The organism is Enterococcus sp. DIV2419, from assembly GCF_051711865.1.
In the GTDB taxonomy this organism is placed as follows: domain Bacteria; phylum Bacillota; class Bacilli; order Lactobacillales; family Enterococcaceae; genus Enterococcus; species Enterococcus faecalis.
On sequence record NZ_JBIONS010000001.1, the window covers coordinates 1,729,964 to 1,752,175 of the forward strand.

The window sequence follows — 22,212 nt, forward strand, 5'->3', positions numbered from 1 at the left end:
TTCCTCCTAAACTAGGATCGTCTCTCCTGGGTTTAATACTTTCCCGCCAACTACTTGCTCTACGAATATTGCTGGATTTTGTTGGATAACAGGAAAGGTATTGTAATGAATTGGAATGGTTATTTTGGGATTTAAGTAAGAGACTGCTTGTAGCGCATCCTCTGGTCCCATCGTGTAATTATCGCCAATTGGTAAGAACGCTACATCAATGGATTTGTCTTTTGCAAAAAGGCGCATATCTGAAAACAACGCCGTATCACCAGCGTGATAAATTTTTTTATCTTCTGCTTCTAAAATAATCCCACTTGCTTCGCCCATGTAGGTCATTACGCCGTCTATTTCATAACCGGAACTATGCAAAGCTGGCACAAATTTAACCGAACCAAAAGGAAAGACATAACGCCCACCTAGATTCATTCCATGCGCTTTTACCCCTTGCGACTGTGCATACGTAGCCACTTCAGCTATCGCAATAATCGTTGCCTTGTTGGCTTGAGCAATTGCTAGCATATCGCCAATATGATCGCTGTGTCCGTGGGTGATTAAGATGTAATCAGGGTGTAAATCTTCAAGTGAAACGTCCGCTAAAGGGTTGCCATTAATAAAAGGATCAAATAAAAGGTTCGTGCCGTCGTTTAGACGAATTTCAATACATGAATGTCCATGTCCTATCAGTTCCATTTGTATTCCTCCTACGGTATTTTCTACACACTCTTATGATAATTAATCGTCAAATTCATTCTTAAAAGTAGTACAGTTTAGTACAGTTAACTTTCTTTATTGTAACAGAGAATTAGAAATATACAATCGCATTTGCTTATTTTCTTAGCTAGTAAAGAAACAGACGAGAAAAATCATGAATCTTTCTCGTCTGTTTCTTTTTACTTATTTGGTTGTTTTCCGAAAACGTAAAATCGTTAATATAAAGGCCGCCACACATAATAGAAAGGCGACAAAAAAGGTTTCACGCATTCCCACAATAAATATATCTGGGCGATTAGCCAGATACGTGGTTACTCGTTCACCATAGGCTTCGCTCATGCCACGATATAAAATGGTCGTTGACAACGCAATCCCAATGACCATTCCTAAGTTTCTAGCAAAAGAATTCATACTTCCTGCTACACCTAAATCTTGCTTTTCAACACTGCTCATAACCATTGTATTGTTTGGAGACTGGAAAAGTGCATTTCCCAATCCCATAATGGCTGTTGCAATCACATAATACCAGATGGGGGAATTCATATCTAAAAACATATACATTAACGACGTACAGCACAAAAGCAACAATCCGCCAAACGTTAAAATACCTGGGCCAATCTTATCCGTCAAATAGCCACTCAGAGGAGCCCCAACCACCATCAATAACGGAAATACCATCATTAATAGACCAGCATAACTAGCACTTAGTTTGCGTGCATCCTGCAAATAAAATGGAATGACAACATTTACAAAAAAGTTTGAGGCAAAAATTAAAACGGCAGACAATAAACTTAAAGTAAAAATTTTGTTTTTAAAAATTGCGAACTTAATAAGTGGGCTTTTTCTTTTTCGTTCAACCATTATAAATAATCCTAATGCGATTACTGCAATAATGAACAATAAATAGGATTGTAACGAGCCAAACCCGCTCTCTTGTCCGAGGAAAATCCCGCCGAAGAACGTCATAATCGCAATGGCAATACAAGCAAATCCTGGAAAATCGATTTTTTCTTTTGTTTTTGTAATATCTTTTGGTAGAAACTTTTCGCCAATTAAAATTGTAATTAGCCCCACGGGAACATTAATCCAAAAAATATACGACCAAGAAAAGTTTGATAAGATCAATCCACCAATCCCAGGACCAGCAATCGCGCCTAAAGAGACAAAGGCACCTACTGCACCAAGCGCCCGCCCTCTTTCATTTAAAGGGAATACTTCCGTAATAATTCCTGAATTGGTCGCCATGGTCATGCTAGCACCAATACTTTGAACGACTCGCGCAAATAATAGAAAGCTCAGCGATTGATTAAAGCCACAAAGTAACGAACCAATCGTAAAAATAACCGTGCCAATTCGATAAACTTTTATTTTTCCAAAACTGTCGCCAATTTTTCCAAATAATAATAAACAAGCACAGACAACCATTAAATAAATAGATACGACCCATTCCGCTTGATTCATGGGTACGGACATTTCTTTTGAAATAGTCGGTAAAGCAATATTTACAATGCTGGAATCTAATGTAGACATGAAGGTAAACATAGCCACAGAAACTAAGATCCACCAACGATTTTTCTGCACTTCAGAATCCTCTTGGTAACTTTTAATTTTCTCCATTGATTCATCCCCTCTCGCTCCAAAACAGTTTACTTACTAATAATAACTCTATTTCTTCTTTTTTTCATCGGAAATTTTCTAAAAAATCACTCATGAGATGTTCACCTTCTTATTACACGCTCGCAATTGACAACCATTCGCTTTTACGCTAATTTAAAATTAGCAAACGGAAAACGCAAGGAGGACTTGAAATGACCTTAATTTCTCGCATTAAACAATTAGCTCAGTCAAAGCAATTAACCCTCGCCCAATTAGAAAGAAACGTCGGCATTTCCAATGGACAAATTCGTCGTTGGGATACCTCTTCGCCTAAAGTAGAGAATCTTTTAAAAATAGCAGACTATTTTTCTGTTTCCTTGGACTATTTAATGGGCCGCACCCAACAAACAGAGATCAATCATCAGGCACCTATGACAAGCACACAAAAAGAGTTACATATTCAGATTACTACGGAAGAGTTAACAGAAGAAGAAATTACTCAGTTAGAGGAAGAAGCAAATCGTTTCTTGCGGTTCCGTAAATTTGAAATGACAAATTCTTAAAGAGCGTTCACTACTCCTAGTCAATTAATAGCAAAAACTAGAACCTAAACAAAAAAACCACCACGACCGTCGTCTGTGGTGGAAATGAAGGTTGTTATTTACTCTTGGTAGGAGTAAGTATGAAAAAACCAATTCGGGATAATTGGCATAACGTAAGTATAGTAGTTTGTGCCTTTTTTATCATGAGTTTCAGCTATATTTTTTATAAAACTTTTATTAGAACACCATTAACAGTCCTTTATTTAAATTCTTTAAAGCGTTTTCTTTTATTGAACATATTGTTTTAAACATTCGATTTCCTGTGCTACACTTACTTTTAGAAGGGGGATTTTATTATGGCAAATCAAAAAAAAGATAGCTTATCAACATTATTTTCTGAAGAAGTTCATGGACCGTTTGTTACTTTCTTGTTTAACACCCATGTCGCTCATCAAAACGTAGAAAAAGATTCGCTTGTTTTGAAAAATTTTGCAAAAGCGGCAAAAACACGCTTTGAAAAAAAATTTCCTGAGGAAAAATGGTCTGTTTTCCAAGAAAAAATTGACGCACTTCTAGCTGATGCTTCCTTCTGGCGCAACGGCACAGCAAGTGTTTCAATCATCTTATCTCCAGAAAACACCTTTGTTCAACGATTAGATGTGCCCGTTGACGATCAATATTACGTGGACACGATTCCTTATTTACTTGGACTAGTCAAAGACAAACAATTTAACTACCATTATTACCTACTTGCTCTAAATCGCGATTCAATGAAACTTTACAAGGTTGATCATACGACTGTGACTCCTGTTGAATTGCCTAAAGACGCGCCAACAGACGTGGTCACAGCTTTAGGTGATGAATTAACGGGTGGTAATTTAAACTTTTCAACTCAAGGTAGTTCTAACGGTTCTAAAGAAGGTGTCGCTTATCATAGCATCAATACTAAAGATAAAGAAGTTGAAATTGATTGGGTGAACTACTATCAAGCAGTCGATACTTTCTTAAAAGATCAACTGGATAATCCTGAAAAATTACCGCTTTATCTTTATGCTTTACCAGAAAACCAAACACTCTTTAAAAAGATTGCTAAAAATCCTTATTATGATTGCTCAATTTCAGTTGCTGCTTCACCTGCACAAGCAACCATTCAAGATATCCGCAGCGCTAGTGAAAAAATAGCTGCAGAGTTAACAGAAAAAGAAACAGCTTCTTATAACAAATTACTAGATCGTAAATTCTTAGATCAATTTACAGATATTTCGCCAGCGGCAGCTGACGGTAAAATTTCCCATCTTTTTATTGCAACGTCACTCTTTGTTACTGAAAACAATGAAATGTCATCTGAAGAGTACGATCGCCGCAAACTTTTAAACACCATTGCTTACCAAGTCATTCAAAACGGCGGTCAAGTTTTTGTTTTAGACCAAAAAGCTGCACCAGATGAAAAGTCTTTAGCGGCTATCCTCCGTTATTAAAAACAGGCAAAAAGCCCATTGTAAGAAAGCGCCTTACAATGGGCTTTTTTTCTGAGACTTATTGAAACAGCACTATAACAGCCTTATCTTCACTTTCTAGTTTTTAAAAAACATCCGATAAAAAAGAAAATAAGGTTATCGCTATACAAAAACCAGTTAGTATGCTATAGTAATAGATGTAGTTTTTGTTCGGTAATATGGGTAGCTGTTTCAAATAAACATCTTCCACATTTTTCACCTTTCAAGTAATTGCAAAATATGAATGTGTTATAACACACATCTAGGAGGATATTTATTATGGAAACAGGTACAGTAAAATGGTTTAACTCAGACAAAGGCTTTGGCTTCATCACTGCAGAAAACGGAAACGATGTATTCGTACATTTCTCAGCTATCCAAGGTGACGGCTTCAAAACTTTAGAAGAAGGTCAAGCAGTAACTTTCGAAATCGAAGAAGGTCAACGTGGCCCTCAAGCAACTAACGTTACTAAAGCTTAATTAAACAATACTGACTCAAAAACCTGACGTTAATCGTCAGGTTTTTTTTATAAAAAAAAGAACAAGAAAACTTTCTGAAACTAAGTGCTTCCTCTATTTTTTTTGAAGAGTTTTCGTTATACTGAAGAGGAAAAATGTTTTAAAGGAGTTTATTTATGCAATTTTATGGTGATTTAACCTTTTTAGGTGTTTATTTATTGGGTCTCTTTTTCATTCCCTCGTGGCGGAAAAAGAAAAAAGAACACGATTGGTTGCCGTGGATGTTTGGCTGGACTGTCTTTATGTTCTTCTCATATGTTTTATATTTAGAAATCATTCGTGGCACAGCCTTCTTTTTAATTCCCATTGCTTTTTTTGGCTTGTTTGCGCTCTTCTACTTCAAAGAAAAAAGGCGTTTACTGAATGGAACATTATTTAATATTTTTCTTGTGGTTCTAGCGACTTATTTAGGGATTACTGCGATTCGTACAAACAACTACTTTCTAATCACCTTAGCAATTATTGCCCTGCTGGCAATTTTTATCGCTTTGGCTTTAGGACTCTATGCCTTAATTATTTTCCTCTATTGGAATGCGGTCGTTGTTATGAGAAAAGAAGGTCGGTCTCTAGGGAACTTGTTGACATTGTTGCTAGCAATTGGCTTAACATTACTATTAATTTATAATTTCTTTTTTCAATCGTTGTTACCAACTTGGCTCTCCTTACCCTTAACTATTGCGCCATTTATTTTGACTTATTTCGCGTTTGTTTTTTATAATTTTTTAACTGTTTCTACGTTGTATCAATTTAATCAGCCAAAATATACACAGGATTATATTGTTGTGTTAGGTTCGGGGTTAATCAATGGTGAGATTGTGCCGCCGTTATTGCAAGCCCGTATCAACAAAGCCATTCAATTTTACAAGGCTCAAAATCGCGCAACGTTAAATCCACCAAAAATCGTCATGTCTGGTGGCCAAGGCCCTGATGAATTACTTCCTGAAAGTGTCGCGATGAAAATGTATGCTTTGACACAAGGTATTCCTGATGATGATATTTTAGTAGAAGCTCATTCAAAAAACACACTAGAAAATATGCGTTTTTCCAAAGAAACAATGATTGAGGATTTTGGAAATGCTAATTTCCAAGCCATTTTTACTACAAACAATTATCACCTTTTCCGAGCGGGTCTTTTCGCTCGAATGGCTGGCTTAAAAGCTGATGGCATTGGTGCAAAAACCGCTTTTTATTTTTTACCTAACGCGTTTATTCGAGAGTTCATCGCCATTGTAGTGATGTACAAACGTCGCCATATTATTGTTTGCGGCCTAGCTGCCATCGGTATGGTTATGTTATTCTTAACAGGATTGATTATTCAGTAAAGAAGGAGTTTCCCCTATGAGTTTGTATCAAAAATTTATTCAAAATGAACGTTTGCGACGTTTTTGCGTCCTTGCTTTGATTATTTTTGTGCTTTATTTATCCAGAAGCATGATTACAACAATTCTTTTAACATTTATCTTTACCTATTTAGCTGTTCGTTTGGTCCATTTTGTTCAACGCTATATGAAAATCCCGACGATTGTCATCGTTCTCTTAACCTATGCATTGGTTGTTTTTCTAATCTATTTAGCGATTACTAAATATGTTCCCGTTCTAGTTAACCAAACGACTCAAATGATTAATTCTGTAGTTGATTTTTATCAAAGTCCACATACAGATACAAATCAAGTATTGCAATTTATTGATCAATACTTGGAAAAATCTAACTTACTCTCTCAACTCCAGAATGGCGCTTCAATGATTTTACGCTACATTCAAGATATTGGCGCTGTCGGTTTATCATTTGTCATGTCCTTTATTTTAAGTTTCTTCTTTATGATTGAGAAGAAGCAAATGGCTGATTTTTCTAAGTTATTTTTAAAAAGTGATTTTGATTGGTTTTTTCAGGATATCTATTATTTCGCCAACAAGTTCGTTAACACATTTGGTGTCGTAATGGAAGCTCAGTTTTTCATTGCTGTGGTGAATACAGTCATTACTACCTTGGCCTTGGCGATAATCGGCTTTACTCAGTTACCTAGTTTAGCCATTATGATCTTCATTTTGAGCTTAGTCCCAGTTGCTGGTGTGATTATTTCTTGCATTCCGCTAAGTTTCATCGCTTATTCCCAAGGTGGCTTGAACGATGTGATTTATATCTTAGCTTTAATTACAATCGTCCATTTATTTGAATCTTACGTGCTAAATCCTAAATTCATGTCTAGTAAAACAGAGTTACCAATCTTTTATACGTTTGTCATCTTATTAGTTAGTGAGCGTCTCTTTGGTGTATGGGGACTTATTGTAGGAATCCCTGTGTTCACTTTCTTCTTAGATGTCTTAAAAGTAAAACCAATTCGTGGCCTGAAACGGCTACCTAATGTGAAAAAAAATAGTTCAGCAGAATAATTTCTGCTGAACTGTTTTTTTTTATTGTTTTCTTAAATCATTTAAAATAGCCATGGCTCGGTCTTGGTTCATCGTTTTTTGACGTTTTAATTGTTGAGCGACTGCCTCAACTTCTTTACCAGTAGCTCCGACCGTCATCGCTAAAGAACGTGCTTGTAGAGCCATGTGTCCTTTTTGAATTCCTTCAGAGACTAAGGCCCGTAACGCCGCTAAATTTTGTGCCAAACCAACAGCCGCTACTACTCGACTTAGTTCTTTTGCATCCGTCACTGCTAACAAATCAGCGGCTGCTTGAGATTTAGGTAAGACTTTTGTGGCACCGCCAACCGTGGCTAACGCAAGCGGAACTGAAATTTCACCAATTAGTTGTTCGCCATCCAGCGTCCAACTAGTCAAGCCTTGGTAGCGACCTTCCTTCACCGCAAAAGCATGACAAGAAGCGCTAACAGCGCGTGTATCATTTCCTGTAGCTAAAACTACAGCTTCAATGCCATTCATGATTCCTTTGTTATGCGTGACTGCCCGATAAGGATCTAATGAAGCATAGCGTGAAGCTAAAACAATTTTTTTAGCAATTTCCCGGCCATTGCTCCCCTTACTTAAACGCGAAACTGGAATAGCCGTTTTCATCGTAACAACCGACTCCGTTGCGTAATTGCTTAAAATACTGAATAAAATCTTTTGCTCCGCAAACCATTCACGGAACAACTCGGCCACACCTTCCAACATAGCGTTAACGATATTTGCCCCCATTGCATCCTTAACATCTACTAAAAAGTCGACAGATACAAATGATTCATCAAAAGCACGATATTGCAAATCTCTTAAGCCGCCGCCCCGTTTAACGATAGATGGATAACTTAACTCTGCTTGTTGAAAAATTTCCGCTTCTCTTACTTGTAGTTTATCAATCAATGACTCGGGATCTGCAACATCGTAAAAAACGATTTGTCCACGCATTAAGCGTTGTTGACTCACTGTTTTAAATCCTTGTGCTATTTTTGCACCATTACTCAAAGCCGCAATCACTGAGGGCTCTTCTGTCGCCATTGGTACCAAATAATCAGTTTCGTCCACTGTTAAATGTAAGCCAACGCCCATCGGCACTTCTGTTTCACTGATTTGATTTTCAATCATATGATTGGCAATCTGCGAAGATAAAGCCGTATTTTCAAATTCTTTTTTTGTATCAGCAGAAATCTGGCCTTCATTAAGAAGCGAAGCCAGGCGTTCCTCAGGACTCATTTGATAAAATCGGCTGTTTTTTTTTTGCTGAGGTTTCTCTAGTAGCATAGCGAGTCCTAAGCCACCGCCGATACATAAAGAAGCCACGCCATATTTCTTTTCTTTTTGATTTAATTGATAACTTAAACTCGTTAATAAACGAGCACCTGTGGCACCAATCGCATGACCTAATGAAATACCGCCACCATAAATGTTAACCTTTTCCTCTGGTAAAGACAGTTCTCTTTGGACCACAATTGAAGTTGCTGCAAATGCTTCGTTGATTTCATACAGATCAATTTCTTCCGTAGTAAGTTGATTGCGCGCTAACAGTTTTTGAATGGCTTTAATCGGCGAAATTCCCATATAGGCTGGATCAATACCGACTTCCACACTGTCTCGAATAATAGCTAAATAAGGAAGACCGTGTGCTTCGGCATATTCTTGTGAAGCAATAATCAAAGCAGAAGCCCCATCATTAATGGTTGATGCATTCCCTGCTGTCACAGTACCGTCTTCTTTAAAAACTGTTTTAAGCGTTCCTAGCTTCTCAACGCTCGAATTAGGGCGAATCCCTTCATCTTTCTCCACAAGCGTTCCTGATACTTCTAAGGGGGCTATTTCGTCAGCGAATATCCCTTCTGCTTGTGCTTGAGCTGCTTTTAATTGTGAATGTACAGAAAATTGATCTTGCTCTTCTCTAGTTACATGATACTTTTCGGCCACATTTTCAGCAGTTAAGCCCATTGCCTGACCACTAAAGGCATCCGTTAACCCATCATACATCATACTAGAAAAAGGCGCATCGTAGCTTTCTGTTTCGTAATTAAATCGTTGTAATTTAGGTGCTTGGGACATATTCTCAATCCCGCCAGCAATTAAAACTTCCGCTTCTCCTAATTGAATCAATTGTTTCGCCAAAATAACGGCCTTCATTCCTGATCCGCAGACCTCATTAACCGTCATGGCGGGAATTTCATGAGACAAGCCGCTGTTTATTGCTATTTGTCGTGCGGGATTTTGGCCATTTCCAGCTTGTAAAACATTTCCAAAGATTACTTGATCAATTTCTTCAGAAATAGTGGAATGTCTTTTTAAAAGTTGTGTTGTAACATGTGTTCCTAAGTCTACGGCACTTACTTGACTTAAGCTGCCTTTATATTTTCCAATTGGTGTTCGTAATGCATCAATAATAACTACTGTTTTCAACTAAATGCACCTCCATCTTGAAATATATCATAAAATCCCAGAATCACAAGTGCCAATTACTGAATGTTAACAGACTTATAAGATATTTTTTAATAATCTATGAAGTTAATACAAAAATTCCCCATTTTGGTTCATTTCGTGCTATTTTATATAATGAATCTATTTATCGTAAAGGAGTTAAAGAAATGACAATTGGGATTGATAAAATTAGTTTTTTTGTGCCCCCTTATTATATTGATATGACGGCACTGGCTGAAGCCAGAAATGTAGACCCTGGAAAATTTCATATTGGTATTGGGCAAGACCAAATGGCGGTGAACCCAATCAGCCAAGATATTGTGACATTTGCAGCCAATGCCGCAGAAGCGATCTTGACCAAAGAAGATAAAGAGGCCATTGATATGGTGATTGTCGGGACTGAGTCCAGTATCGATGAGTCAAAAGCGGCCGCAGTTGTCTTACATCGTTTAATGGGGATTCAACCTTTCGCTCGCTCTTTCGAAATCAAGGAAGCTTGTTACGGAGCAACAGCAGGCTTACAGTTAGCTAAGAATCACGTAGCCTTACATCCAGATAAAAAAGTCTTGGTCGTAGCGGCAGATATTGCAAAATATGGCTTAAATTCTGGCGGTGAGCCTACACAAGGAGCTGGGGCGGTTGCAATGTTAGTTACTAGTGAACCGCGCATCTTGGCTTTAAAAGAGGATAATGTGATGCTGACGCAAGATATCTATGACTTTTGGCGTCCAACAGGCCATCTGTATCCTATGGTCGATGGTCCTTTGTCAAACGAAACCTACATCCAATCTTTTGCCCAAGTCTGGGATGAACATAAAAAACGAACCGGTCTTGATTTTGCAGATTATGATGCTTTAGCGTTCCATATTCCTTACACAAAAATGGGCAAAAAAGCCTTATTAGCAAAAATCTCCGACCAAACTGAAGCAGAACAGGAACGAATTTTAGCCCGTTATGAAGAAAGCATCATCTATAGTCGTCGCGTAGGAAACTTGTATACGGGTTCACTTTATCTGGGACTCATTTCCCTTTTAGAAAATGCAACGACTTTAACCGCAGGCAATCAAATTGGGTTATTCAGTTATGGTTCTGGTGCTGTCGCTGAATTTTTCACTGGTGAATTAGTAGCTGGTTATCAAAATCATTTACAAAAAGAAACTCATTTAGCACTGCTGGATAATCGGACAGAACTTTCTATCGCTGAATATGAAGCCATGTTTGCAGAGACTTTAGACACAGACATTGATCAAACGTTAGAAGATGAATTAAAATATAGTATTTCTGCTATTAATAATACCGTTCGTTCTTATCGAAACTAAGTATTTAAATCCCCCGATTCAATCAACAAAAGAGCTAGACATTCAAGTTTTTGCTTGAATGTCTAGCTCTTTTTATGAAAGCCAAACTTCTTTGACCCCGTCTGTCACGGCGATACCATCTGTCAAAGCTAAACGTTGTGAATAAGAAACGTAGCCATAATAAACATCAACACCGCCGCCATTGTTCCAAGTAACAGTGATTTTAACATTTGGAGTAATCGATTTTGTAGCTGGTTGGGTCGTCGGGCGATAACTAGTCGTATCATAACTTAAAATAGTGCCCGAAGCTCCACTTATTTCGGCTTTTCCTGTGTAAATTTCGCCATTCGTATTCGTCTGCGTGACCGCTCCATTCGCTTCAATGATTAACCCCGCTTGCTTTTGATCTCCTCGTGGATAATAAAAAAGATACGTGGTTGCCCATTTAGCAAATTCATCTGGAATTGGTTTAAGTGATTCCGTTGGTGCCGGACTCGACTTCGTTTGCTTTTCAACCGCGACTTCTTCTTGTCTTTTTAAGCCTTCATTATTTTGATTATTTAGTTTCTCAACCGTTTCTTTAACGATCGAATAGTGTGGTTTCCCTAAATCGCTAACAGGGATCGTAGCTAATTTTTCTTCTGATTCTTTATATTGCCCCTCTGCCGTTAACTTTTTAGCTTCTGTAATAAGGGCATCATACTTGGTTTGGTCTACGGAAGAGGATGTGCTTTGTCCCGTAGCTTCGACTTGTTTTGTGACACTGGCTTTTTCCGTGGTCACGTCTGACGAATTTCCACAAGCACTTACAAACATTGAGCTAACGATTAATAAACATCCCACAATCACATGCTTTTTCATCTTTAAATCCCCCATTGGTCTATCTTTGTTATTTTTTGTTACTTAAATTATCCCATAGATAAACAAAAGAAACCATTATTTATAAAAAAGTTTAGCAAGCGCTTCAAGAGAGGCACTTGCTAAACTTTTTTCTCACTGTTATTGATTGATTACTTTGACTAGTTCTTCAAATAATAATGCACTAGATGCTGCTCCTGGATCAATATGACCAATTGCTCGTTCCCCTAAATAAGAGGCACGTCCTTTTTTCGCCACCCAATCTTTTGTTGCTTCAGCAAATTGTTCAATTTTTTCTTCATTAAATTGTTCCGTTCCAATTACTTCAGCAACAGGTGCCCAGACATCAACCATCGTTTTATCTCCTGGTTCAGCTTTGCCACGCATCTGAATCCCGGCTAGACCTTGCTGAACAATTTCTTTTAATTGCTCTAGCGAACTAATGGTTTCCAAATCTTTTGTCGCTTTAGTCATATTCATAAACGCTGTACCATATAAAGGACCAGAAGCTCCGCCAACTTTTGAAATCAAAGCCATGGATAGGACTTTAAATGTCTCCGTGATTGTTGTTGGTACTTTTTTGTCAAACGCAATTTTGTATTCAGCCATACCACGAGCCATATTGTTGCCATGATCCCCATCACCAATCGGCGTGTCTAACTCACTTAGATAGTCTTTTTTTTCTTCAATAACTTTTGAATAATTATCTAACCATGTTTGAATGTCTTTTACTGTTAATTCCATCTTTTATCACCCTTACCAAGAAATTGTTGTTACATTGCTTTCTAGCGCTGTTTGCCAGTCTTTTGTCGCCAAGTCAATCATCGTTAAAGATAATCCTTGCATGTCAATAGACGTCATATAGTTACCCACTTTATGGAAGGTCACTTGAACACCTTTATCCTCTAATAATGTTAGCACGTCGTTCATAAATACAAATTGTTCCATTAATGGCGTGCCGCCCATGCCATTGACAAGTATCCCAACTGTTTGTGGTTGTTGTTCATAGCTACTTAATGTTTTTTCAACTAATTCTTTCGCTAACTCTTTCGATGGTTGGATTTTTTCACGACGATAGCCTGGTTCTCCGTGAATCCCTACGCCAAATTCAATTTCATCTTCTGGTAAAGTAAAACCTGGTTTGCCAACTTCAGGCACAGTGGCTGCTTTTAAAGCCACTCCAATTGTTTTCGTGGCTGCTACAATCTTTTCTCCTAAAGAAACGAGCTCTTCTAAAGAAGCACCTTGGCGGGCATGATGTCCTAAAATCTTATGGACAAGAACAGTCCCGGCAACACCGCGTTTTCCAGCGGTATAGGTGCTATCTTCGACTGCAATATCGTCATCGACAACGACCATTTCTACATGAATGTCTTCCATATCAGCCATATCTTTGGCCATTTCAAAGTTCAAAATATCGCCTGTATAATTTTTTACGATTAACAGAACACCGGCCCCTTGGTCTGCCGCTTGGATTCCTGTTAAAATTTGATCTGGTGTTGGTGAAGTAAAGACATCACCTAAAACTGCGGCATTTAACATTCCATCACCAACAAACCCAGCATGTGCAGGCTCATGACCACTTCCGCCACCAGATACTAACCCAACTTGTTTGTTTGAGTCGTTGCGAGCAATCACGCGAGAATCTTCGACTTGATGAACAAGGTTTCCATAGCTTTTCACAATTCCTTGGAGCATTTCTTCGACAATTTTACCAGGTTCATTAATAATTTTTTTCATTTAGTTCCACCCTTTCTTACCAGCATTTTGAGCTTCTGCTAAAATTTGCGTCAAATCATCTGAGACACCTGCAGTAATTGCTGCCGCAAAGGCACCTTCAACCAATGGTGCATCGACTAAATGATAATGTTTCTGTTGGTCTTCTTCTAGCATATCAAAAGCTAATTCTGAACTTAAAACGGCACTGCCTAAATCGGCAAAAATTAAAAATTCTCGGTCAGAGTCCGCTTCGTTAATCGTGTCAATGATTTTCATTGGATCTGAACCTAATGAACCATCTGATGTGCCACCAAGTGAATGAATCGTAATTTCTTCACTGGCGTTCATCTGTTCAATCATCTCTTTAATACCATCTGTAATCATTTTGCTATGTGAAACGAGTAAAATATCTGCTTTCATGTGGACACTTCCTTAATCTAATTTATGTCTTGTTTTATATTCTTGTCCGACTTTATCTGCAACAATGATTGCATTCGCTACTTCTTCAACGACAATTGGGAATGGCATTGAATGAATTGATTCTTCTGGAATGCAAGCAATTTTGGCTACTTCCAACGCTTCTTCATAAGTGATTTCATCGACACCAATGTCTGAAAGCGTTAATGGTAAACCTACAGAAGCGCTAAAGTCTAAAACAGCTTCTAATTCGTCTTTTGCTGCATCTTCTAATACAAGTTGTGCAATCGTTGCAAAGGCTACTTTTTCACCATGTAAATAACTGTGCGCACCAGGTAAGACTGTCATACCGTTATGAATCGCATGCGCTGCAGCTAAACCGCCACTTTCAAAACCTAAGCCTGAAAGTAAGATATTTGTTTCGATAATCTTATTCAATGATTCAGTAACCACATTTGCATCACAAGCTAATTTCGCTTTTAACCCATCTTCCTGTAGGTTTTCCCAGCAAAGTTTTGCCATGGCCAAAGCTGCATATGTGCCGCTAGCAGCAGGCGTTAAGCCTTCTCTTGAACCCATTGGCAAACTAGCATTAACCCGAGAATATGAATTGTGTGTTGCGCGTGCTTCAAAATATGTGGATAAGGCATCCCCCATTCCAGCAACTAAAAATCTAGTTGGCGCTTTGGCAACCACTTTTGTATCAACCATAACGACACTTGGACTTTGTTTAAAGTAAGCATAATCATCAAATGAGCCATCTTCATGATATAGTACAGCTGAATGCGAAGTTGGTGCATCTTGAGCCGCAATCGTTGGTACAATAATTAAGTTTTCACCTTCTGCTACGACTTTTGAAGCATCGATTGCTTTACCGCCACCTAAACCAATGATACAGTCTGCTTGTTCTTTTTGTCCAACGTTTTGCAAGCGCTTTGTTTCTTCACGCGTTACTTCTCCACTAAAGCCACCCTCTACGAAGGTAATGTCAAACTTTTTCGCTGTTTCTTCCAATTGTGGACGTACACGATCAACGTCAGCAGGATTTGCAATTAGTAACGCTTTTTTTCCAAAAGTTGAAACGAAGTAACCTAAGTTTAGTAATTCATCTTCCCCTTGAACATATTTCGTTGGTAAAATCAATGCTTTTCTCATGTTGATAGCCTCCTATATTTTGTTTACATGCATAGTATAAAACGCTTTCATCAAAAAAGCATTGAACTTTTGGTATCGTTTTCTTGCAAAAAATGATAGAATTATTTTGTGAAATAATAAAATATTATGATTTTTAAACTTTAGATTGAAGGATTGCCTTATGACTGTAGAATTAAAAAATATTTTAGATTTAGAAAAGTGGGAAAAATTGCAAGAATCATTGGCCTTAAGCACTCGTTTAGCCATTATTTTAGTCGATTATAAAGGGCGACCTGTGACGAAACATAGTCAAGTTCAACCCTTTTGCCAACTGGTACGTCACTCCCCTGAGCTCTCGAAACTTTGTGAAAAATGTGATGCTCGTGGTGGCTTGGAAGCTGTTCGCACTGGTCAGCCTTTTATCTACCGTTGTCACTTTAACATCGTTGATATGGCCATCCCCATTATTGTTGATGACCAGTATGTAGGAGCCATTATGGCTGGTGAAGTTTTGCTCGAAGATCACCAAGAAGAGTTAGAACAGGTTTTAACCATGAATGATGCCTTCATTCAAGAATTTTTAGTAACACACCAAGAGCTGTATCAACAATACCCTGTTTTAGAACTAGCAGACTTAGAAAAGAGCGCGACATTAATCGCTGATCTAAGCCAATATATTATTTCTGAAGCCATCAAAAAAGATTATTTAATCAATACGTACAAACAATCCTTACAGATTAGTTCGCGAAAAGAAGAGCTGGAGCCATTGAATATGATCCAAAAAGATATTCAACAAACTTTATTAACTGCTCAATTAACTCCTTCAAGTGCCTATCAAACTAAAAATAAGCAATTACAACCGGTTTTAGATGCCCTTTGGGAAAACAAATCGCTGCGTTTAAATTTACAAGAACTGGCAGACCTTGTTCATTTGACACCGACGTATTTAAGTCGTTTATTAAAAGAGGAGTTTGGTATTCCCTTTAGTCAATTTTATCGACAATTAAAAATCACATGGGCCAAACAGCTTCTTTTGGAGACAGATAAAACAATTGCCCAAATCAGTGAAGATTTAGGATTTGTTGAAGATAGCTATTTTGTCCGTATCTTTAAACAAGAAACGGGTGAAACACCTCTTAAATACCGTAAAAGAAAGAACAGAGCATAAAAAAACAACGACTCCGAGAAGTCGTTGTTTTTTTTACACCTTTTGCACTTGCTGTGGCTAATGCAACAAGTGCAAAAGGCGCATTATATCTGTCGTGCGACAAAGTGATACTATTAAATATGAATTGGTAAACCTAAAGCCAATTCAGCTGTATCCATAGTAATTTCGCCCAATGATGGGTGTGGGTGGATTGTTAAAGCAATGTCTTCTGCATTCATGCCAGATTCAATAGCTAAAGCTAATTCAGAAATCATGTCACTTGCACCGACACCGGCAATTTGTGCACCGATGATGACATTGTCTTCTACAGTTGTAACTAAACGCATGAATCCTTCAGTTTTATCTAAAGAGATTGCACGGCCGTTACCAGCAAATGGGAATTTGTAGCCTTTTGCTTCGATTCCCGCTTCTTTTGCTTCTGCAACAGTCATACCAACGCTTGCCAATTCTGGATCAGTAAAGGCAACAGCTGGCATTGCTTTGTAATCAACTGCAACTTTCTTACCAGAAATTGCTTCAGCAGCAATTTTTGCTTCGTAGCTTGCTTTATGCGCTAACGCAGCACCTGGTACGATGTCGCCGATTGCGAAGATGTTTTTCACGTTAGTACGTCCTTGGTTATCAACTGGGATTAAACCACGTTCGCCAATTTCAACGCCCGCTTGTTCTAAGCCTAAGTCGTCTGTGTTTGGACGACGTCCAACAGTGACCATTACGTAATCTGCTTCAACACTTTCTTCTTTTCCGTTAACTTCATATTTAACAGTGACGCTATCGCCATTGTCAACAGCTTCTTTAGCCATTGCAGAAGTCACGATTGTTACGTTTTTCTTCTTGAAATCGTCTGTGACAACTTTAACCATATCTTTTTCATAAGTTGGTAAAATTGATGGGCTACCTTCTAAAATTGTTACTTCTGAACCTAAGTTAGCATAAGCGCCACCTAATTCAGCACCGATGACACCGCCACCGATAATAACGAATTTTTTAGGAACTTCTTTTAAGTTTAAACCGCCTGTAGAATCTAACACGCGTCCGCCAAATTTGAATCCTGGGATTTCAATTGGACGAGAACCTGTTGCTACAATAGCATTATTGAATGAGTAAGTTTGTGCTGAGTCTGGGTGAATAACACGCAATGTATTTTCGTCAACGAAGAATGCTTCGCCTTCAATAATTTCTACTTTGTGTTTTTTCAATAACATGCCAACGCCGCCTGTTAATGATTTAACAACTGTGTTATCTTTCCAGTCTTGTGTTTTTGCAAAGTCTAATTCGACTCCTTTAGCTGTTACACCAAAAGTTGAAGAATCTTGTGCTTCTTGGTAATGATGTCCAGCAGCAATTAAAGCTTTTGAAGGAATACATCCAACGTTTAAACAAACACCTCCGATGTATTCACGTTCGATAATCGCAACTTTTTGACCCATTTCTGCGGCACGAATTGCAGCAACGTATCCTCCAGGACCAGCTCCGATTACGACTGTATCTAGTTCAATGGCGAAATCTCCTACTACCATTTGTTAATCATCCTTCCATTAATAGTAATTCTGGATCAGCTAATAAGCGTTTAATGTTGTTCATTGCTTTTTGAGCAGTTGCGCCGTCAACGATACGGTGGTCAAAGCTTAATGATAATTTCATCATGCGTCCCACAACGATTTCGCCGTCTGCATTAACAACTGGTTCTTGTGCAATTGTACCAACGCCTAAAATAGCAACTTCAGGGTAGTTGATTACTGGTGTAAACCAGCCGCCACCGACTGAACCAATGTTACTAATTGTGATTGTACCATCACGCATATCTTGTGCAGTTAATTTGCCTTCGATAGCCAATGCTGCTTTTTCGTTGATTTCATCAGCGATAGCAAACATGCTCTTCGTATTAGCATTTTTAACATTTGGTACATATAAGCCATGATCTGTATCAGTAGCGATACCAATGTTAAAGTAATTTTTGTAAACAATTTCTTGTGCTGCGTCATCAATTGATGCATTCAAGATTGGGAATTTTTGAACAGTTGAAGTCAATGCTTTTACAACGTATGGTAAGAATGTTAATTTTGTACCATTTGCAGCAGCAACATCTTTAAATTTCTTACGGTGATCCCATAATTTAGAAACTTCTACTTCATCATGTAATGTTACGTGAGGAGCAGTGTGTTTGCTGTTAACCATTGCTTTAGCAATTGCTTTACGTGTTGGTGTCATTTTTTCACGTGTTTCCATTTCGCCTAAATCAGAAGTAAAGGCTTTTGGCGCTGCTTTAGGTGCAGCTGCTTCCGCTTTAGGTGCTGCTTCTGTTGCGGCAGCTTCAGTAGCTGGTGCTGCTTGAGAACCACCAGAGACAAAGGCATCAATATCCGCTTTAATGACACGGCCACCTTTACCAGTTGCAGTTACTTGTGTAATATCAACGTCTTTTTCACGCGCATACTGACGAACAGATGGCATTGCTAAAACGCGTTTGTTTGGATCAGCGGCTGCAACTACGCCTGTTGAAGCGGCTGGAGCTGATGCTTCCGCTTTAGGAGCGTCAGTAGCTGGTGCTGCGGCTGCCGGTGCTGCTGAATTATGACCAGGTGCGTCAATTTCAACTAACACGTCACCAACGTTTGCAACTGTTCCTTCTGGTACAACGATATTTTTTACAGTACCTGTTACTGGTGATGGAATTTCTTCTACTGATTTGTCATTTTGTACTTCTAATAATGAATCATCTTCATTAATTGTGTCGCCAGCTTTAACGAACCATTTAACGATTTCGCCTTCGGCAATTCCTTCACCGATGTCTGGTAATTTGAATTGGAAAAATCCGCCAGCTGCTTCTGTTGTTGGTACAGCAGCAGGTTGTGCTGGTGTTTGTTCTTGTGCAGGAGCTGCTGGTGCTGCATCGTTATCTTCGTGACCAGGTGCGTCGATTTCGATTAACACGTCACCAACGTTTGCAACTGTTCCTTCTGGTACAACAATATTTTTTACAGTACCTGTTACTGGTGATGGAATTTCTTCCACTGATTTGTCATTTTGTACTTCTAATAACGTATCGTCTTCGTTGATTGTATCGCCAGGTTTTACAAACCATTTAACGATTTCGCCTTCGGCAATCCCTTCACCGATATCCGGTAATTTAAACTGATAAGCCATTTTTTAAGTCTTCCCTTCTTCGTTGGATCTGTCTATTTTCTTAGGAGCAAAACGCGGGGAAACGACTATAGTAGCTGAACATTTCATGCCTATAGCCGTATTCCACCTGTTTAATTCTTCGTTTATCTACTTCGAATAACTATTAAAATTCGACGATTTCTCTAGCTTTTGCTTCGATATCTTTCGCATTTGGTAACCAGATATTTTCTGCTTGTCCGAATGGGAAGATTGTATCTGGAGCAGATACACGTCCGATTGGTGCTTCTAATGATAATACGGCACGTTCAGAAATTTCAGAAACAACCATAGCGCCAACGCCAGCTTGTTTTTGTGCTTCTTGAACGACAACCACACGGCCAGTTTTTTCAACAGAGTTAATAATTGTTTCCACATCTAAAGGAGCCACTGTACGTAAGTCAATGATTTCTGCTGAAATATTGTCTTTCGCTAAGCTATCAGCTGCTTTAATCGCTTCACGAACCATAGCGCCGTAAGTGATGATTGATACGTCTGTTCCTTCACGAGTTACAGCCGCTTTATCTAAAGGTACTTCATAAGCTTCGTCTGGCACTTCCTCACGGAATGAACGGTATAATTTCATGTGCTCTAAGTAGACAACTGGATCGTTGCTGCGAATAGATGAAATTAATAGTCCTTTTGCATCGTAAGGGTTTGATGGAATAACAACACGAACACCTGGTGATTGTGCGATTAATCCTTCTAAGTTATCTGAGTGAAGTTCTGGTGTATGAACACCACCACCAAATGGGGCACGAACAGTAATTGGCATATTACGAGTTCCACCCATACGGTAACGCGTACGAGCCATTTGACCAACGATTTCGTCAAATACTTCAAAAACGAAACCAAAGAATTGGATTTCAGGAACTGGACGGTAACCTTGCAAGGCAAGACCGAAAGCCAATCCACCGATACCAGATTCAGCTAAAGGTGTATCGAAGACGCGGTCTTCACCAAATTTTTCTTGTAAACCTTCAGTTGCACGGAAAACCCCACCGTTGTTACCAACGTCTTCACCGAAGATTAAGACATTTTCGTCTTTCTCTAATTCAAGAGCTAAGGCATCTGTAATTGCTTGGATCATAGTTTTTTGTGCCATTTTTATTTCGACTCCTTCGCTTCATAAAATGCAATTTGTTCTTTAATTGTTTGAGGTTGAACTTCAAACATATTTTTCAAGAAATCAGAAACTTTTTGTTTTGGCGCTTTATCCGCTTCTGCAATCGCTACTTTGATTTCTTCTTTTGTTTTTTCAATAATTTCTTCTTCTTTTGCTTCAGACCATAAGCCTTTATCTGTTAGATATTTACGGAAACGAGTCAATGGATCTTTTTGTACCCATTCGTCATCCATTTCTTTTGAACGGTAACGTGTTGGATCGTCTCCAGATAAAGTATGTGGACCATAACGATAGGTTAATGTTTCAATTAAAACTGGACCGTTTCCTGCAGCTGACCAATCGCGTGCTTCTTTTGCAATTGCGTAAACTGCTAATGGATCCATACCATCAACTTGAATACCAGGAATTCCTGCTGCAACAGCTTTTTGAGCTAAAGTTTTAGCCGCTGTTTGTTTTTCACGAGGTGTAGAAATCGCAAAACCATTGTTTTGGATAATGAAGACACCGTTTGCTTGGTAAGCACCAGCAAAGTTAATTGCTTCATAGAAGTCCCCTTGTGAAGAACCGCCGTCACCAGTATAAGTGAAGACAACATTTTCTTTTCCACGTTTTTTCAATCCTAAAGCAACACCAGCTGCTTGGATGTATTGAGCACCAATGATAATTTGTGGTGGTAATGCATTTAAATCTTCCGCGTAGTAGTTCCCTGCTACGTGACCACGAGACCATAAGAAAGCTTCTCTTAATGGTAAACCATGTTGTACTAATTGAGGTACATCACGGTAACCTGGTAATAAGTAGTCTTCTTTTTCCATTGCAAATTGACTTGCCAATTGGCTTGCTTCTTGTCCAGCTGTTGGCGCGAAGAATCCTAAGCGTCCTTGACGGTTTAATGCAGTAGAACGTTGGTCTAACACACGAGACCAAACCATGCGTGTCATTAATTCAACTAATTCCTCATCCGATAAATCAGGTACTAAATCTTCATTCACAATTTTTCCATCTTGATCCAAGATTTGGAAAGTTGGGAAATCAGCGTCGACTTTAGCCATTAGCTCTTTAAAGTCAATAGGTTTTTGTTTCTTAGCCTTTGCCATTTTGTCACACAATCCTCTCTATTACGTTTCTTTAATTTCGATAAAAGTAAAACAGAGTGCGAAACTGTATTACTTTTTATCGACTACACTTAACAAATTATCACTAAATTCGAAAAAGCGCAAGAAAAAAACTCTAATTTCTTCATTTTTTCACAAAAGAGCAAAACCGCATGTTTTTGCGGTTTAGTGATAATTTTCACAAACAAGAAAACGGTTTCTGTTCCACACTTCTTCTGTACTATTTTTCTTCTAACTGTTATATTCTATTTTGAAAATATTATATAACAGTTCTATTAATCCGAGCCCCCTCATCCCCGAGCTGGCTAGTAATCTGATTTCCGAACTTTGCGTTTTCATGAAAATTATCTTGAAAAAACCAAAAAATAAAAACCGTCAGCCGAGTAACCTACTCAGCATGCGGTTTTTTATTTTTTAGAGAACAAAGTTTTTTTCGTTAATTTTTATTTTTTTCGGCTCGCTTTTTTGCCAAATACTTTACCTTAGGTTTTATCACGAACATTCATTGCTTAAAATCA

At 38.4% G+C, this 22,212-nt stretch carries 19 protein-coding genes; 7 read left to right on the plus strand and 12 right to left on the minus strand.

Going from position 1 to position 22,212, the window contains the following annotated elements; all coding sequences use genetic code 11:
* Positions 1 to 6: 6 nt before the first annotated feature.
* Together IGI97_RS08115 and IGI97_RS08120 are read right to left on the minus strand one after the other, a co-directional pair.
* Positions 7 to 681 (minus strand): metal-dependent hydrolase, encoded by a 675-nt coding sequence (locus IGI97_RS08115; RefSeq protein ID WP_002357744.1) that lies wholly within the window; start codon positions 679 to 681, stop codon positions 7 to 9.
* Between the two features lie 204 nt (positions 682 to 885).
* Positions 886 to 2,319: an MFS transporter gene (locus IGI97_RS08120; RefSeq protein WP_010715153.1), complete on the minus strand. Its 1,434-nt coding sequence runs from the start codon at positions 2,317 to 2,319 to the stop codon at positions 886 to 888.
* Positions 2,320 to 2,510: 191 nt separating this feature from the next.
* On the opposite strand from IGI97_RS08120, the gene IGI97_RS08125 reads away from it, so the two are divergent.
* The 5 genes from IGI97_RS08125 (at position 2,511) to IGI97_RS08145 (ending at position 7,246) form a co-directional block, all read left to right on the plus strand.
* Positions 2,511 to 2,861 (plus strand): helix-turn-helix domain-containing protein, encoded by a 351-nt coding sequence (locus IGI97_RS08125; RefSeq protein WP_002377642.1) that lies wholly within the window; start codon positions 2,511 to 2,513, stop codon positions 2,859 to 2,861.
* A gap of 335 nt (positions 2,862 to 3,196) precedes the next feature.
* Positions 3,197 to 4,318 carry a baeRF6 domain-containing protein gene (locus IGI97_RS08130; RefSeq protein WP_002365588.1) on the plus strand — a complete coding sequence of 374 codons (1,122 nt, stop codon included), beginning with the start codon at positions 3,197 to 3,199 and terminating at the stop codon, positions 4,316 to 4,318.
* 297 nt (positions 4,319 to 4,615) lie between these two features.
* Positions 4,616 to 4,816, plus strand: coding sequence for a cold-shock protein (locus tag IGI97_RS08135; protein ID WP_002357750.1), 201 nt, complete (start codon positions 4,616 to 4,618; stop codon positions 4,814 to 4,816).
* Between the two features lie 155 nt (positions 4,817 to 4,971).
* Positions 4,972 to 6,177: a YdcF family protein gene (locus IGI97_RS08140; protein WP_002382277.1), complete on the plus strand. Its 1,206-nt coding sequence runs from the start codon at positions 4,972 to 4,974 to the stop codon at positions 6,175 to 6,177.
* Positions 6,178 to 6,193: 16 nt separating this feature from the next.
* Entirely contained in the window at positions 6,194 to 7,246 is a 1,053-nt protein-coding gene (locus IGI97_RS08145) for an AI-2E family transporter (protein WP_002357754.1), read from the plus strand.
* A gap of 21 nt (positions 7,247 to 7,267) precedes the next feature.
* Here IGI97_RS08145 and IGI97_RS08150 read toward each other — a convergent pair whose 3' ends face one another.
* Positions 7,268 to 9,679, minus strand: a complete 2,412-nt coding sequence (locus IGI97_RS08150) for a hydroxymethylglutaryl-CoA reductase, degradative (RefSeq protein ID WP_016633510.1) — start codon at positions 9,677 to 9,679, stop codon at positions 7,268 to 7,270.
* Positions 9,680 to 9,864: 185 nt separating this feature from the next.
* On the opposite strand from IGI97_RS08150, the gene IGI97_RS08155 reads away from it, so the two are divergent.
* Positions 9,865 to 11,016, plus strand: coding sequence for a hydroxymethylglutaryl-CoA synthase (locus tag IGI97_RS08155; protein WP_033660168.1), 1,152 nt, complete (start codon positions 9,865 to 9,867; stop codon positions 11,014 to 11,016).
* A 72-nt stretch (positions 11,017 to 11,088) separates the two neighbouring features.
* Here IGI97_RS08155 and IGI97_RS08160 read toward each other — a convergent pair whose 3' ends face one another.
* The 5 genes from IGI97_RS08160 to IGI97_RS08180 all read right to left on the minus strand — a co-directional run bounded on the left by IGI97_RS08160 (position 11,089) and on the right by IGI97_RS08180 (position 15,144).
* The gene (locus tag IGI97_RS08160; protein WP_282897315.1) at positions 11,089 to 11,871 is read right to left on the minus strand and encodes a hypothetical protein; all 783 of its coding nucleotides are present in this window, start codon (positions 11,869 to 11,871) and stop codon (positions 11,089 to 11,091) included.
* 123 nt (positions 11,872 to 11,994) lie between these two features.
* The gene (gene dhaL / locus IGI97_RS08165; protein ID WP_010822768.1) at positions 11,995 to 12,597 is read right to left on the minus strand and encodes a dihydroxyacetone kinase subunit DhaL; all 603 of its coding nucleotides are present in this window, start codon (positions 12,595 to 12,597) and stop codon (positions 11,995 to 11,997) included.
* Between the two features lie 12 nt (positions 12,598 to 12,609).
* Positions 12,610 to 13,593 (minus strand): dihydroxyacetone kinase subunit DhaK, encoded by a 984-nt coding sequence (dhaK, locus tag IGI97_RS08170; RefSeq protein WP_002366604.1) that lies wholly within the window; start codon positions 13,591 to 13,593, stop codon positions 12,610 to 12,612.
* Positions 13,594 to 13,992, minus strand: a complete 399-nt coding sequence (dhaM, locus tag IGI97_RS08175) for a dihydroxyacetone kinase phosphoryl donor subunit DhaM (protein ID WP_002357762.1) — start codon at positions 13,990 to 13,992, stop codon at positions 13,594 to 13,596.
* Positions 13,993 to 14,004: 12 nt separating this feature from the next.
* Positions 14,005 to 15,144 carry a glycerol dehydrogenase gene (locus IGI97_RS08180; RefSeq protein ID WP_002363858.1) on the minus strand — a complete coding sequence of 380 codons (1,140 nt, stop codon included), beginning with the start codon at positions 15,142 to 15,144 and terminating at the stop codon, positions 14,005 to 14,007.
* A gap of 160 nt (positions 15,145 to 15,304) precedes the next feature.
* Between IGI97_RS08180 and IGI97_RS08185 the strand changes: the two genes are divergently transcribed.
* Positions 15,305 to 16,291 carry a PocR ligand-binding domain-containing protein gene (locus IGI97_RS08185; RefSeq protein ID WP_002382271.1) on the plus strand — a complete coding sequence of 329 codons (987 nt, stop codon included), beginning with the start codon at positions 15,305 to 15,307 and terminating at the stop codon, positions 16,289 to 16,291.
* Between the two features lie 113 nt (positions 16,292 to 16,404).
* On the opposite strand, the gene lpdA is transcribed toward IGI97_RS08185, so the two are convergent.
* The 4 genes from lpdA to pdhA form a co-directional block, all read right to left on the minus strand.
* Complete coding sequence (gene lpdA, locus IGI97_RS08190; protein ID WP_002357765.1) at positions 16,405 to 17,811, minus strand: dihydrolipoyl dehydrogenase; 1,407 nt, start codon at positions 17,809 to 17,811, stop codon at positions 16,405 to 16,407.
* 7 nt (positions 17,812 to 17,818) lie between these two features.
* Positions 17,819 to 19,438, minus strand: coding sequence for a dihydrolipoyllysine-residue acetyltransferase (locus IGI97_RS08195; RefSeq protein WP_002357766.1), 1,620 nt, complete (start codon positions 19,436 to 19,438; stop codon positions 17,819 to 17,821).
* 142 nt (positions 19,439 to 19,580) lie between these two features.
* Positions 19,581 to 20,558 carry an alpha-ketoacid dehydrogenase subunit beta gene (locus tag IGI97_RS08200; protein ID WP_002357767.1) on the minus strand — a complete coding sequence of 326 codons (978 nt, stop codon included), beginning with the start codon at positions 20,556 to 20,558 and terminating at the stop codon, positions 19,581 to 19,583.
* Between the two features lie 2 nt (positions 20,559 to 20,560).
* A complete protein-coding gene (gene pdhA / locus IGI97_RS08205; protein WP_002357768.1) occupies positions 20,561 to 21,676 on the minus strand; it encodes a pyruvate dehydrogenase (acetyl-transferring) E1 component subunit alpha in 1,116 nt (371 codons plus the stop codon).
* Positions 21,677 to 22,212 lie beyond the last annotated feature (536 nt).